The organism is Halomonas sp. HAL1, assembly GCF_030544485.1.
Classification (GTDB): domain Bacteria; phylum Pseudomonadota; class Gammaproteobacteria; order Pseudomonadales; family Halomonadaceae; genus Vreelandella; species Vreelandella arctica.
On sequence record NZ_CP130611.1, the window covers coordinates 24588 to 37520 of the forward strand.

Annotated in this window: 15 protein-coding genes and 1 pseudogene; 15 read left to right on the plus strand and 1 reads right to left on the minus strand. The window is 51.5% G+C overall.

Annotated elements, in window-relative coordinates; all coding sequences use genetic code 11:
- Positions 1 to 45 precede the first annotated feature (45 nt).
- The 3 genes and pseudogenes from lgt to Q3Y66_RS19955 all read left to right on the plus strand — a co-directional run bounded on the left by lgt (position 46) and on the right by Q3Y66_RS19955 (position 2133).
- Positions 46 to 858 carry a prolipoprotein diacylglyceryl transferase gene (gene lgt, locus Q3Y66_RS19945; protein WP_008958484.1) on the plus strand — a complete coding sequence of 271 codons (813 nt, stop codon included), beginning with the start codon at positions 46 to 48 and terminating at the stop codon, positions 856 to 858.
- Positions 855 to 1397: a protein-disulfide reductase DsbD N-terminal domain-containing protein gene (locus Q3Y66_RS19950; RefSeq protein WP_008958483.1), complete on the plus strand. Its 543-nt coding sequence runs from the start codon at positions 855 to 857 to the stop codon at positions 1395 to 1397. Before lgt ends, Q3Y66_RS19950 begins: the two co-directional genes overlap by 4 nt.
- Positions 1398 to 2133: pseudogene (locus tag Q3Y66_RS19955) on the plus strand (sulfite exporter TauE/SafE family protein).
- Here Q3Y66_RS19955 and Q3Y66_RS19960 read toward each other — a convergent pair.
- Positions 2130 to 2555 (minus strand): MerR family transcriptional regulator, encoded by a 426-nt coding sequence (locus tag Q3Y66_RS19960; RefSeq protein ID WP_008958479.1) that lies wholly within the window; start codon positions 2553 to 2555, stop codon positions 2130 to 2132. The pseudogene Q3Y66_RS19955 and the gene Q3Y66_RS19960 overlap by 4 nt on opposite strands.
- Positions 2556 to 2800: 245 nt before the next feature.
- On the opposite strand from Q3Y66_RS19960, the gene Q3Y66_RS19965 reads away from it, so the two are divergent.
- The 12 genes from Q3Y66_RS19965 (at position 2801) to Q3Y66_RS20020 (ending at position 12930) form a co-directional block, all read left to right on the plus strand.
- On the plus strand, positions 2801 to 3037 hold the full coding sequence (locus Q3Y66_RS19965; RefSeq protein ID WP_008958478.1) for a hypothetical protein: 237 nt from the start codon (positions 2801 to 2803) through the stop codon (positions 3035 to 3037).
- 100 nt (positions 3038 to 3137) lie between these two features.
- Entirely contained in the window at positions 3138 to 3578 is a 441-nt protein-coding gene (locus Q3Y66_RS19970; protein ID WP_008958477.1) for a DUF411 domain-containing protein, read from the plus strand.
- Positions 3579 to 3592: 14 nt separating this feature from the next.
- On the plus strand, positions 3593 to 4141 hold the full coding sequence (locus Q3Y66_RS19975) for a TlpA disulfide reductase family protein (protein ID WP_008958476.1): 549 nt from the start codon (positions 3593 to 3595) through the stop codon (positions 4139 to 4141).
- A 12-nt stretch (positions 4142 to 4153) separates the two neighbouring features.
- Positions 4154 to 4537 (plus strand): hypothetical protein, encoded by a 384-nt coding sequence (locus Q3Y66_RS19980; RefSeq protein ID WP_008958475.1) that lies wholly within the window; start codon positions 4154 to 4156, stop codon positions 4535 to 4537.
- A 15-nt stretch (positions 4538 to 4552) separates the two neighbouring features.
- Positions 4553 to 5296 (plus strand): cytochrome c biogenesis CcdA family protein, encoded by a 744-nt coding sequence (locus tag Q3Y66_RS19985; protein WP_008958474.1) that lies wholly within the window; start codon positions 4553 to 4555, stop codon positions 5294 to 5296.
- A 23-nt stretch (positions 5297 to 5319) separates the two neighbouring features.
- Positions 5320 to 6186, plus strand: a complete 867-nt coding sequence (locus tag Q3Y66_RS19990; RefSeq protein WP_008958473.1) for a YCF48-related protein — start codon at positions 5320 to 5322, stop codon at positions 6184 to 6186.
- The gene (locus tag Q3Y66_RS19995) at positions 6179 to 6649 is read left to right on the plus strand and encodes a cytochrome c (RefSeq protein ID WP_008958472.1); all 471 of its coding nucleotides are present in this window, start codon (positions 6179 to 6181) and stop codon (positions 6647 to 6649) included. The genes Q3Y66_RS19990 and Q3Y66_RS19995 overlap by 8 nt, the downstream gene beginning before the upstream one ends.
- Before the next feature lie 1370 nt (positions 6650 to 8019).
- The gene (locus Q3Y66_RS20000; RefSeq protein ID WP_008958470.1) at positions 8020 to 8196 is read left to right on the plus strand and encodes a DUF2933 domain-containing protein; all 177 of its coding nucleotides are present in this window, start codon (positions 8020 to 8022) and stop codon (positions 8194 to 8196) included.
- A gap of 40 nt (positions 8197 to 8236) precedes the next feature.
- A complete protein-coding gene (locus Q3Y66_RS20005) occupies positions 8237 to 8581 on the plus strand; it encodes a hypothetical protein (protein ID WP_022522184.1) in 345 nt (114 codons plus the stop codon).
- A gap of 220 nt (positions 8582 to 8801) precedes the next feature.
- Entirely contained in the window at positions 8802 to 10139 is a 1338-nt protein-coding gene (locus tag Q3Y66_RS20010; protein WP_008958468.1) for an APC family permease, read from the plus strand.
- Between the two features lie 27 nt (positions 10140 to 10166).
- On the plus strand, positions 10167 to 10625 hold the full coding sequence (locus Q3Y66_RS20015) for a hypothetical protein (RefSeq protein ID WP_008958467.1): 459 nt from the start codon (positions 10167 to 10169) through the stop codon (positions 10623 to 10625).
- Entirely contained in the window at positions 10618 to 12930 is a 2313-nt protein-coding gene (locus tag Q3Y66_RS20020) for a heavy metal translocating P-type ATPase (RefSeq protein ID WP_008958466.1), read from the plus strand. The genes Q3Y66_RS20015 and Q3Y66_RS20020 overlap by 8 nt, the downstream gene beginning before the upstream one ends.
- Positions 12931 to 12933: the final 3 nt, after the last annotated feature.

Here is a 12933-nt window from a genome sequence, read left to right on the forward strand (position 1 = left end):
TTTTTGTTGATGACTCCAACAGTAACGATTGATTAAGGAAGATATATGCTGCAATACCCTCAAATCGACCCGATCGCCATCGCCATAGGCCCTCTTCAGATTCACTGGTATGGCTTAATGTATGTAATCGGGCTAGTGGCCGCTTGGTGGTTGGGTCGGCGTCGCGCCCACCGACTCGGCCTAAGCCACGATGATATAGGCGACCTGATCTTCTACGCCGCCATCGGCATCATCGTTGGCGGCCGCCTTGGCTATGCACTGTTTTACGGGCTCGAACAACTGCAAGCCAACCCCCTTTGGTTACTAAAAATCTGGGAAGGAGGCATGAGCTTTCATGGCGGCCTTGCCGGTGTGTTAGTGGCTGCCTGGCTGTTTGCTCGCAAACATCAACTGGCTTTTATTCAACTGACCGACTTCATTGCTCCGTTAGTCCCCATCGGCCTGGGAGCGGGTCGCCTTGGGAACTTCATCAATCACGAGTTACCGGGGAGAGTTAGTGATGTACCTTGGGCAATGGTGTTTCCATCCATGATGGAGCTGGGCCCAGAGCCACGGCATCCTTCGGCTCTCTACGAGTTTGCCCTTGAAGGTGTCGTGTTGTTTGCCGTGCTGTGGTGGCTATCGCGCCGACCACGTCAGCGGGGCCTCATCTCTGGGCTGTTCCTGCTTCTGTATGGAGCCTTCCGTTTCATCGTAGAGTTCGTGCGCCTCCCCGACCCTCAGTTGGGATTCATCGCTTTTGGCTGGTTAACCATGGGGCAGCTACTGACACTACCAATGATCGTCGCGGGCTTTGCTCTGGTCGCTTGGTCCAGAGGTCAGCCAATGGATAAGCCAAAGGCGGCGTTAAACTCATGAAACAAGTCTTCGCTTTTCTAACGGTGGCACTCTTTATAGTCACCCCGGTAGCGGCACGTGAAGAGATGTTTGAGGTTGGTGACAAAAGTTCCCCCTTTAACCGTTCGCCCCAACGTGACTTTCTACCGGCTAAAGAAGCCTTCCGAACCACCGCCTGGCGAGACGATGATCGAGTTTATATCGGCTTCACCGCCGCCGAAAATTACTACCTTCACCGGCATCAGTTCGCGATTGAGAGTCTCTCTCAAGATATCAATTTCGGTGAGTTGGCTTTGCCTCCTGGCGAGCCAATGTCGCACGCGTCTTTAGGGAACATTAACGTTTTCTACGATCAGGTGTTGGTGAGTGCGCCCATCGAGGCGAGCGACACCGTTACCGGGCCGCTGGCCATCATGGTGACCTTTCAGGGCTGTTCCGACCAAGGACTCTGCTATCCACCCGAACAGGTCGAACTCGTATCACCGTACGGTTCGCCTCCGGCGGCCTTCACCATCAGCCCCTCCCGTGATACGGCGGGTAGCTCCAAAGGTGCCCCTTAAATGAATCCCGCCGACATGAGCCTGCCGCCGCTGGCGGCGGCCTTCGTCTTCGGCTTGCTGGGAGGCGCGCACTGTATCGGCATGTGTGGCGGCATCATGAGTGCCCTGACCTTTGCTGTGCCCCCCAGCATGCGACAGCCGAGGCGTTTAGCAGGTCTGTTGCTCGGCTATAATTTAGGTCGTATCAGCAGCTACATGATCGCTGGTGCCTTGGTGGCCCTGCTCGGTTCCGTGCTCAACCATGCACTGGACAGCTTCGCCCTGGTGTTGCGTATCCTGGCGGCGGTCATGTTGATACTAATGGCACTGTATATCGCCAACTGGTGGAAGGGCTTGCTACGTATCGAGGCACTGGGGCGCGTCCTGTGGCGCCGCATCGAACCAATAGGCCGTCGCTTGATGCCTGTTGTAAAAGTACCCCAAGCATTCGCACTTGGCTCGCTATGGGGCTGGATGCCCTGTGGGCTAATCTATTCGATGCTGGCCTGGAGTCTTGCTGTAGCCGAGCCATTGCGTGCCGCCGCGATGATGGGGGCCCTTTGGGCTCGGCACCTTGCCTGCCGTCCTAGCGACCGGAGTGGCAGCGCGCCGTGTCTCAATATGGATACGTAGCCCCGCGACTCGTACGCTAGCAGCGCTGCTGATTATTACGTTTGCCGTCTGGCAACTCTGGCATCTGCAATCCATGATAGGGATGATGGATACGCACAGTGCCATGACTTCGCCGCATCACTAATGATTACTTCGCGAATCATTAGCCTCGAAAACTAATTTACCTGTCCCAAGCGATTCGATTAGTTCCTTCAGACTGAAGCTTTCAGTCATCTTGTCTTGGTTCATGTTATCTAACCATCGCTCTATCACCTGGAGTTCTTGGGTCCGCAAGTTCAGACGTCGCCTTTGAGTGGCGAGTGGTACTGGTTCATTAAACTCTACGGTGCCTTGATCCGCCCAAGATAATATTTGTTTGATCTCTGGAAGACTAACGCCCAGCGAACGCAGGCAGTCGATAAAACGTAGGCGCCCCAAGGACTCTATATCGTAGAGTTGATAACCGTTGCGCGGGTCGCGGTGCGGTTGCAACAACCCTTCCCTTGTATAGTGACGTACTGTTTCTGCCGTTACCCCTCCCGTCTGAGCCAGCTCGGAAACTCGCATTGGCTTACCCTCATTTGTTTACTCGTAGCCAGCTTACAACCGCCAGGCTGCCCAAAGGTCAAGTCTTCAATTGAGCGTTTATGGCAAACCTTTCGGTTGTACATCGAAATTTAAAATGAGGCCTTGACCTTAAAGTCTGCTTTAAGGATATCTTACAAAAGCACCTCTGCCACAAGGTAAAAACCGTAATCAAGTCCTACCACCAGCTCGTTTGGCAGAGTGATTCACACACGGAGGAGAGTGTCATGCGTAAACGTAATACTGCGATCCTGTTTACCGCCATTGTTGCTGCCAGTAGCTTCGGAGCTAGCTCGCTTCTTGCCCAAGAAGAGAATCAGCAGGAGCCGATGGAGGGCAATGACATGCATAGCAATATGATGCAAGAAGGTGGTATGCACGACATGATGGGCGATATGAAATCCATGATGGAAAAATGTAACGCCATGATGGAAAACATGCAGCATGAGAACGACGACGCTTGAAACGACTCGGATGGGGTTGCTTGTACGCAAGCAACCTTTTTCTTATGCGGGCAGCGTCAATGAGACCTTCCGCCCTGTTAACTAACCGGACACTCAATATATGAAACATTGGCAAGCGTTAGCTGTTACGTCTTTGCTGGCTTTTCCCGTATCGGGATTGGCGGCTGATATATCAGCGACCCTCTACAAAAATCCCAATTGCGGGTGTTGTGCCGAATATGCCAAATATTTGGAACAAAACGGCTTCGACGTGGAGACGGTCGACACCCATGATCTAGTGGAAATGAAAGCCGAGTATAACGTCCCTGAAGAACTGCATGGCTGCCATACCACGGTCGTAGGAGACTATCTCTTCGAAGGGCATGTGCCTGTTGAGAGTGTGACCCAAGTGCTTGATGAAAAGCCCTCTATCATAGGGCTGAGTGTGCCGGGAATGCCGCTTGGCTCACCGGGCATGTCGGGAGAAAAACGCGGCCCGCTCGAGGTCTATGCCATAGCCTCGCAACCGACCGATAGCCCCGACATTTACGCGACTCACTAAGGGATAGTGTGGCGATGAAACTACCCATCCTGGCAGGATATCTCGTAGCCGTATTTCTGATGACTGCCACATCCCTTGCCATGGCCGCCCCGTCAGAAAGCTCAGGGCCACAAGGGTTTCTTCTCTGGGCCACCCCCAACGACGTATCGGAAATCAGTTTCGAGGATAGCGGCGGCACCCCTTTAACGTTGGCTGACTTTGAAGGAAAACTGATTTTACTCAACATCTGGGCAACATGGTGTGGGCCTTGTCGAGAGGAAATGCCCACTTTAGATGCCCTCCAGGCTGAGCTTGGCAGCGATAATTTTGAAGTGGTCGCCTTATCGATCGACCGTAAGGGGATCGAGATTGTTAATGAATTTTATCAAGAGATAGGCATTGAGCATCTGGCTCCCTATATAGATAAAACCGGGATGGCTAGTGCAGATCTTGGGGCTGTAGGTATTCCCACGACGCTGCTACTTGACCGCCAAGGCAAAGAAATTGGGCGCCTCGTGGGGGAAGCCGAGTGGAACACTCAAGACATGATCGACTTTCTTACCGAAATGATTGCAACCAGATAATGAGGTAGCACCATGAGTTGTTGTGACGACAAAACCCAACAGAGCAAACAAAAATCGGGGCTACAAGGCCTGTTGACAGGGCCTCGCGGCCTGATGTTGCTGGGTGGCGTGGCAGTGGCTGGCGGCCTTGCTTTTGGCTGGGATAACCTGGTCTTGCTCGGCATCGCGCCTATTCTATTGAGCCTATTGCCATGTCTCATTATGTGCGGATTAGGCCTATGCATAATGAAGTGCAAAGACAAAAAAGGTGAAGCGACCGAGCAAAGCGACGCTACCAATGTTCAGGCCCAGGTAGAAGACGCTTCAGAAGTGAATGCCGACACAGCGCCCACCACTCACCAAATAGTAGATCAAAGCGAGTCAATCAAGCAGTCCTCGTCAAAATTCCAAGCCTAGCATAGGTAAAGGATAATGCTTGAAGTAGCCAATATAGGACTTGCCACTGCCTTTCTGGCAGGCCTGATCTCGTTTATTTCGCCCTGTGTTTTGCCACTTGTGCCTGGCTATCTTTCATTCATGACCGGCCGCTCGCTCGGACAACTACAGGAAGCGGATAGACGAGAGCGTCTTCGGGTATTAACCCAGTCAATGTGGTTCGTGCTCGGTTTTTCAACCGTTTTTTTGATGCTGGGAGCCAGTGCCACAGCCATTGGTCGTCTGCTGTTGGTGTATCGCCAAGAAGCAAACCTAGTCGGTGGCCTTATCGTCATCCTGTTTGGTGCCTTCATGACCGGGCTCATGCCGTGGCGCTGGTTTCAGCAAGAATGGCGGTTTATGGGTCGACTGAAGGACGTCGGCGGAAGCCGCAGTGCGGCTTATCTGCTTGGTTTAGCGTTTGCATTTGGCTGGACCCCCTGCATTGGCCCGATTTTGGGTGCCATTCTTACCGTCAGCGCTTCCACGGCCAACGCCTGGAGCGGCATGGCGTTGCTCGGCGTTTATTCTTTGGGTCTGGGTGTGCCCTTCATGCTGAGTGCTATTTCGCTCGATCGCTTCATAAAGCACCAGAAATTCCTGCGTCGCTGGGGGCATTTCATACATATAGCGGCTGGGTTGATCATGATTCTGATGGGTAGCTTAATGATCACAGGCAAACTATCCGAGCTGTCATATTGGTTATTGCGTACTTTCCCTGCCCTAGGTGTTATCGGCTAATCGTTATTTAAGGAAATATTGAAATGCACATGATCGTGAGTCGTTTTTTACGTGTCTTCTTACTGACAGGCTTGGCCGCAGTCAGCTTTGGCAGCGCCATTACGGCCTTGGCAACTGAAGAAGGGTTGCTTGCACTGCAATATGACGTAACAGGCAAACGACTGTTTAAAATTGAGGCTAACCAACTATTCCAGCGTGCCGATGAAGGCATGACCTGGAATGCGATTCCCTTGCCCGAAGACGTGAATGAAGGCCAGTTGCGCGCGGTATCGGTCCCCTCCACTGATCCGCAAGCGCTCTATATCGCAGGCCCCTCAATCGGGGTGCAGCGTAGCACCGACAATGGAGAAACCTGGCAAGAGCTTAGCGCTAACCTACCTAGCCGAGAGGTTACTGCGCTAGCTGTACATCGCCGTCAGAACGAAACACTTTATGCGGTAATTGAAGAAGACGGCATCTACCAAAGCGAGGATGCTGGCACCACCTGGAAAAAAATGGACAGTGGTCCTTCACAAAAGATTAACCGACTCGTCCACTCTGACATGGAAGGCAGCATGCAGACCGGCTGGCTCTACGGGGTATCGGACGATGCGGTGCGTCTATCGATGGACTGCTTTTGCGGTTGGAGACCGACCGGAGCACTTGATGCTGGCAGCGTCTATGATGTGGCTTATAGCCTTGGCAACCCAAAGCGAGTCTATGTGGTTACACAGCAAGGACTATGGCGTAGTGAAACGGGTGGTCAAGAGTGGCAACAAGTAGCTGGTGACGGCACAGAGCTCGTTGCACTCACACTCTCCGCCAAAGACACTCTCTATGGTTTAAACCAGAAAGGGGAACTTCTACACAGTGAAGACGAAGGCCAATCCTGGACTTATCCCGATGCGTAAGCACTGTTTTTTCACTGCCTCATGGCTGACGCTAATGGTTGTGGGGCACGCCATGGCTGAGGACCGTCCTTTTTCAAGCGATACTCCTCAGCTGGAAGACGGAAAAAGAGTTTACCGACAATACTGTGCTAGTTGCCACGGTACACAAGGCGAAGGCATGCCCAACTGGGAAGAGCAAAATGCTCTAGGCGAGTTACCTGCTCCACCACATGGGCCAGAGGGCCATACCTGGAAACACTCTGATGCCATGCTCTACCGAATTATTGCCGAGGGTTGGCGCGACCCCTGGAATAAAACCGATAGGCTAACGATGCCAGCGTATCAGGAAGTTTTGGCTCCCAGCGAGATACGAGATGTGGTGAATTATCTCAAGACATTATGGACACAAGAGCAAAGGCGTCACCAAGCAGACGAAAGTATTGAGAACCCCTTTCCAATACAAACTGGAATACCCCCAGAGTAAATAATAGTGTCTATGCCCTATAACAAATTTTCTTAGTCACCTTATGGGTCACCACACTGTTAGCTACCGTCTCAACCGCCCACTTGTGTTATTAAGTAGAAAACAACCTCTTGGTCCTTTTAACTCCGACAAACCTGCTCCCGGCGAATGCTAGCCCTTACTTAGAAAACCAACTTCGCATTGTCAGCGAATAAATATACACTTTAGCGAATCTCAAATGTTTATGTTGAGACATGGAAGTTAACAAATTTCATATAAAATAAACTTATTACCTAACGACTGAGGCGCCTTCAGGCTTAGTAAGATTGACTGGCTCACTTCACAATAAAGTTTTCGTCGCGCCACATATTTGATCTGAAGGCTGTGGAAGGGAGTTAGATTATTATGTTAGGTAAGCAATATAGTGTTAATAAACGACTAAGAGGTTCATAACGGTGACAACGACCCACTCCAGCGCTCGCGCTTATGGTTGCAAACAGGAGAGTACATATGTCCGTTTGGCTTGTAGATCGTTGACCTGCTCGTGCACATGGGCCTTAGGTGAACGTAAACCTGCTGACTTCGCGATAAGAGATTGACGCGTTTACAGAGCAGGAACATGTCGATACGATTTCCCAGGGATATCTGGGCTATGAACGTATTGGCGGCTATGAAGAGCTTCATGAGCACCTGGGAGTTAGCGTTTCAGACCCTAATGCGACCACCTATCGCCCTGTGCTGGCAATTTTTGCCACTGCGTTACTCATCGATTTTTCTGCCAGTTGGGAGGTTCAGTGCATAATATTCACTGCACGCGTGCTAGAGTATGCCGTAGCCACAGCGATCATACCCCCGGGTCTGCAAAAGCTGCAGGGCGTAGCGAGCTTTAGCGCCATGTTTCTCAACTATGACCTGCACGCCCAGCGCCAAGTCCCCTTCAGTTACGTTTACCTTCACGCCTAGATACTTCCGAAGCTACTAATTGCTGGCCGATACGCTTATCTGGCTGGCTGCGCCACTGGCGCTATTCGTTGGCACCGTGTGACAGGTTCTGTCTTTAAAGCGATATACCTCGATAAACGTGAGCTCAAGTGCGCCTGTGTCGGCAACAGTAATACCCATTAAGCTTTGTATCGCTCACCGAAAACCTAATGATGATGGGAATGAGGCTATGGATACCGCTTGGGTAATTATCGCCTACTTTTTGCGAGGCGCTTGATCAGGATCATATTTCCCTCCGATGCTGTTCAGGTTGCGTTCAGACAAATCATCCATGCTGTTATTGGGGTTATTTATTTGATTTTTCCCAAACCAACGGCCTTAACTGCTGTTGGCTCTTTGGGCGAGTTACTGAGGTGATTATGAGTAACAGTACAAGTAGTCGTTTGCTGATGTTGTGGGTGCCACTTGCTGGGTTTGTCATTTGGGCGGGATACCTGATTGGAACCGAGCACCGTCTCCACCTATTTCAGTTCTTACCTTTCCTCTTTTTGGCAGCATGCCCACTGATGCATATTTTCATGCATAAACACCACGGCGGTCATAAGGACAAAATAGACAAGGACTGAACCACTCTATATATACATGTACGCGCCTGGGAGAAAGACCATGAAAACGACACAACAAGAGCACCGCTTGGGTGTTTCCAAAAACACACTGGTGACTCGGAATTTAAAAATCAAGCCTAGTAAATCCAAACGCATTGAAGAAGCGCTGTCAGATATCGACCGACTCTATGGAATGGATAAGGTGGTCTACAACGAGAAAAACCGAAATATCAGCCTTGCTTACGATGCGCTGAGGCTCTGCATCGATGACGTTGAAAAAATTCTCAAGCTCCATGACATACAGGTCAGCGCTGATCGGTGGAACCGCTTTAAGAAGGAGTATTACCGTTTCGTCGATCAGAACGTTAAAGACAACGCTAAACAGGAACCTTGGAGCTGTCATTAATAGTCATAACGGCTACATGACACAACCAGGAGCAAGACTAGCTAGTTTAGGGTAAGAGCTGCTTGCCTGTGGCCTCGCAAAATCAGACCTTCCGTTAGTCATTTGCCATGTGGCTGCACATAGGTTCTATATTTAATTTATATAGCATCAAAAAACACCGCACAGGAGTCCTCGGCAGTTATTGCTGCTGTGGTTGCCGTTAATACAAGGAGTCGCTTTCATGGTTGGGCAGGATAGAACGCCACAATATAAAGAAAACAGTCTTTCGTTGGTCGGTGCCGTTGCATTAGGCACCGGCGTGATGATTGGGGCCGGTATTTTTGCGCTAACCGGCCAAATGGCCGAAATGACTGGTCGGCTATTTCCTCTAGCCTTTCTGGCCGCTGCCGTCATTGTCTCTTTCAGCGCTTATTCTTACGTTAAAATGTCCAATACCTTCCCATCAGCAGGTGGGATTGGCATGTATTTACAGAAAGCGTATGGCCCGACGCTTCCCACCGCCTTTCATGCCCTCCTGATGTATTTTTCCATGGTGATCGCACAGAGTTTTTTGGCGAGAACGTTTGGTTCCTACACGCTTGAGTTGTTTGACCTGGGGGATCGTTCACTATTTGTGCCCCTACTCGGGGTTGGTTTACTGCTAATAGCCTTTTTGATCAATTTATCCGCCAACCGCTTGATCGAGACCGTCGCCTCGGTGCTCGGATTTATCAAAATAGGTGGCATTATAGTGTTTGGTATTGTCGGCGTGTTTATTGCCGACTCCATCGAAATGGGTGCTGGCAACGATGCACCTACGCCTACGATAACGGGCTTTTTAGGTGCTACGGCGCTCGGCATACTGGCATTTAAAGGCTTCACGACGATTACCAATAGTGGTTCGGAGCTTAAAGATCCTAAGCGGAATCTTGGCAAAGCTATCACGATCTCGATTGCGCTATGCGTGGTGATCTATGCCCTTGTCGGTTTTGCCGTTGCCAGCAACCTATCTTTGCCTGAAATTATCGAAACCCAAGACTACTCCCTGGCCGCCGCTGCCCGTCCCGCACTGGGTGAAGCGGCAGTTGCGTTTACCGTCATTCTCGCCATGTTGGCAACGGCGGGCGGTATCATCGCCAGCGTCTTTGCCGTTTCACGCATGCTCGCCATGCTGACAGAAATGAAGCTGGTTCCTCACCGCCATTTCCACATGCCCGGCAGTGTACAAAAGCATACACTGGTGTACACCATCGTATTTGGCTTAGTGCTCACCGCTTTTTTTGACCTGAGCCGCATCGCAGCATTAGGCATCATTTTCTACCTGATCATGGATATGGCCATCCACTGGGGTGTGCTTCGTCATCTCAAGGACAGAGTGGGGGCTAATCCTGTTATTCCTAGCATTGCCATACTACTAGATGCTGTCGTGTTAATCGGCTTTTTATGGGTAAAAGCCATCTCGGACCCCATGGTGCTCATCGTTGCTGGCGTAGTAATGGCTACTCTTTTACTCGGCGAATGGATTTTCCTATCCAAACGCGACGCTTCAAACGATAGCGAGCACTCTCACACTCATTAACGTTAATAGCGTTATAGGAGGTACCAAATGGACGTTAGAACCTTTGGTGAATTGATCGATTGGACCCGTCAGTTACACGAGCATCTTGCAGCTTGCCTTGCTCATTGCGCCGATATACACGAAGAAGAGCGCGCTCGCATGTTGCTCAATTACTTAGCTGCACAGGAAGCGGAAATGCAGCGCGTTGTGGCGCGCTTTGAACAGACTGCTGACGCGAAAGCATTAAAAACCTACGTTTATGACTATTTGGAGCATAAACCTATCCGTACGCATCGTACCTGCGATGCGCCCTATTCCACGCTAAGTGTTGACGACATTTGCCGAGAGGTTTTTGATTTCCATGAACAAACGATAAACCTTTATCGAACCCTCGTTGGCAAAGCGGAAATTCCTGAGGCTAAAGAGCTCTTAGATTCCCTTTTAGCACTTGAAGAGCACGAAGCCATGCGCCTTGTTCGCCAAACGGGGAGAATGAACGATGTCTGAAGACCATAACGAGACAAAGGTGAAAGACCCTGTTTGTGGCATGGACGTTGATCCCCATACCTCCCGCCACCGTGCCGATCACGCGGGTAAGACTTGGTACTTCTGCTCAGAAAAGTGTCAGGAAAAGTTTATTGCCAAGCCTGATGCGTATCTTGAGCCAAGCAAACAGTCACAAGCGTCAGTACCCTCGGGGTCTATTTATACTTGCCCGATGCACCCAGAAGTTCGACGAGAAGGCCCAGGCGACTGTCCAATCTGTGGCATGGCGCTGGAACCTGAGACCGTCTCTGCTGACACCGGCCCTTCGGACGAACTCAAGGACATGACCAGGCGTTTCTGGATCGGCCTAGTACTGACCCTCCCCGTGTTTGCCCTAGAAATGGGTGGCCACGTGTTTGGCCTTATGCATTTTATTTCCCAGCAAACCTCTAACTGGATTCAACTGCTGCTGGCAACGCCGGTAGTCGTCTGGGCAGGTTGGCCATTCTTTGTACGCGGATGGCGTTCGCTAGTGCATCGCAGCCTTAATATGTTCACGCTAATCGCGATCGGTACCGGCACCGCGTTGCTCTACAGTTTGCTGGCCACCCTCACACCGGGCATCTTTCCCGACGCCTTCCGTCAAGCCGATGGTTCGGTGGCCGTTTATTTCGAAGCAGCGGCAGTGATTGTCGTTTTAGTTTTACTGGGACAAGTATTAGAGCTACGCGCTCGTGAAAAAACCTCTGGCGCTATTCGTGCTCTGCTCGACTTGGCGCCTGCTACCGCTCGACGCCTTGATGATCAGGGCAATGAGGAAGATATCTCTCTTGACCAGGTTCAGGTAGGGGATCGTCTCCGGGTGCGCCCCGGCGATAAGGTGCCATTAGATGGCGAAGTGATGGAAGGTCGCTCCAACGTTGACGAATCCATGGTTACCGGTGAACCACTAGCGGTGAAAAAGGAAGTCGGCGATGGCGTCATTGGCGGCAGCATCAATGGTCAAGGATCCTTTGTCATGCGCGCTGACAAGGTGGGCCAGGACACGATGCTGTCGCAGATTGTGCAAATGGTCGCCAGCGCCCAGCGCAGCCGCGCACCCATTCAAGGGCTTGCCGACAAAGTCGCCAGCATCTTTGTACCCGTCGTTATTCTCATTGCTGTTGTGGCTTTCATCGCCTGGTCATTGTGGGGCCCTACCCCGCCGATGGCGTTTGGCCTTATTGCGGCGGTTAGTGTTCTGATCATTGCCTGCCCGTGCGCGCTAGGTCTTGCTACCCCCATGTCAATTATGGTCGGTGTAGGGCGCGGTGCCCAGTTAGGCGTGTTGATTCGCGATGCCGAAGCTCTTGAACGTCTAGAGAAGGTCGACACCGTCGTCGTCGACAAAACCGGCACGCTTACCGAAGGCAAACCACGAGTGACCGAGTTGATTCTCACTGAAGGCATTGCTGAATCGGAGCTTTTGCGCTTGGCAGCTAGTCTTGAGCGAGGCAGCGAGCACCCCTTGGCCCATGCAATAGTCGAAAAGGCTAAAGAGGCAGAGGTAAAATTAACAGAAGCGTTGGACTTCGAGGCTCCCAATGGCATGGGCGTTATAGGCCAGATAGATGGCAAGCGTATTGCCCTGGGCAACCGGCTATTGATGGAAAGCGAGGGCGTTAACACCCAGTCTCAAGACACACATGCCGATCAATTGCGCAGCGACGGTGCTACTGTCATCTTTGCGAGCATCGACGGGAATTTAGCTGGGCTGCTCGCCATTGCCGATCCGGTCAAGGAAACCACCGAAGAAGCCATTCGTTCACTCCAGGCTGACGGCATTCGAGTGGTGATGCTGACAGGCGATAATCGCACCTCCGCCAACGCTGTGGCACGTCGGCTAGGCATTGATGAGGTCGAAGCTGAAGTGCTTCCAGAGGATAAAGGCCGAGTGATTCAGCGTCTCCGTGATGAAGGGCGCATTGTTGTCATGGCCGGCGACGGCGTGAACGATGCACCTGCGCTGGCTACAGCGGATGTCGGCATTGCCATGGGAACCGGCACCGATGTGGCGATAGAAAGCGCTGGGGTTACTCTACTGCGAGGAGATCTTACCGGTATTGCCACGGCGCATAAGCTCTCAAAAGCCACCATGCGTAATATTCGCCAAAATCTCTTTTTTGCCTTTGCTTACAACGCGGCAGGCATCCCCATTGCCGCAGGGATTTTGTACCCCTTCACAGGTATGCTGTTATCACCGATTATCGCGGCGGCGGCGATGTCACTCTCTTCAGTGAGCGTGATTGGCAATGCTTTACGACTTAGGATGATTGCTATTAAGTAACAA

Excerpts from the sequence above, each read along its gene's own strand:
- lgt (WP_008958484.1), top strand. The coding sequence starts at position 46 with ATGCTGCAATACCCTCAAATCGACCCGATCGCCATCGCCATAGGCCCT.
- Q3Y66_RS19950 (WP_008958483.1), top strand. The coding sequence starts at position 855 with ATGAAACAAGTCTTCGCTTTTCTAACGGTGGCACTCTTTATAGTCACC.
- Q3Y66_RS19960 (WP_008958479.1), bottom strand. The coding sequence starts at position 2,555 with ATGCGAGTTTCCGAGCTGGCTCAGACGGGAGGGGTAACGGCAGAAACA.
- Q3Y66_RS19965 (WP_008958478.1), top strand. The coding sequence starts at position 2,801 with ATGCGTAAACGTAATACTGCGATCCTGTTTACCGCCATTGTTGCTGCC.
- Q3Y66_RS19970 (WP_008958477.1), top strand. The coding sequence starts at position 3,138 with ATGAAACATTGGCAAGCGTTAGCTGTTACGTCTTTGCTGGCTTTTCCC.
- Q3Y66_RS19975 (WP_008958476.1), top strand. The coding sequence starts at position 3,593 with ATGAAACTACCCATCCTGGCAGGATATCTCGTAGCCGTATTTCTGATG.
- Q3Y66_RS19980 (WP_008958475.1), top strand. The coding sequence starts at position 4,154 with ATGAGTTGTTGTGACGACAAAACCCAACAGAGCAAACAAAAATCGGGG.
- Q3Y66_RS19985 (WP_008958474.1), top strand. The coding sequence starts at position 4,553 with ATGCTTGAAGTAGCCAATATAGGACTTGCCACTGCCTTTCTGGCAGGC.
- Q3Y66_RS19990 (WP_008958473.1), top strand. The coding sequence starts at position 5,320 with ATGCACATGATCGTGAGTCGTTTTTTACGTGTCTTCTTACTGACAGGC.
- Q3Y66_RS19995 (WP_008958472.1), top strand. The coding sequence starts at position 6,179 with ATGCGTAAGCACTGTTTTTTCACTGCCTCATGGCTGACGCTAATGGTT.
- Q3Y66_RS20000 (WP_008958470.1), top strand. The coding sequence starts at position 8,020 with ATGTTGTGGGTGCCACTTGCTGGGTTTGTCATTTGGGCGGGATACCTG.
- Q3Y66_RS20005 (WP_022522184.1), top strand. The coding sequence starts at position 8,237 with ATGAAAACGACACAACAAGAGCACCGCTTGGGTGTTTCCAAAAACACA.
- Q3Y66_RS20010 (WP_008958468.1), top strand. The coding sequence starts at position 8,802 with ATGGTTGGGCAGGATAGAACGCCACAATATAAAGAAAACAGTCTTTCG.
- Q3Y66_RS20015 (WP_008958467.1), top strand. The coding sequence starts at position 10,167 with ATGGACGTTAGAACCTTTGGTGAATTGATCGATTGGACCCGTCAGTTA.
- Q3Y66_RS20020 (WP_008958466.1), top strand. The coding sequence starts at position 10,618 with ATGTCTGAAGACCATAACGAGACAAAGGTGAAAGACCCTGTTTGTGGC.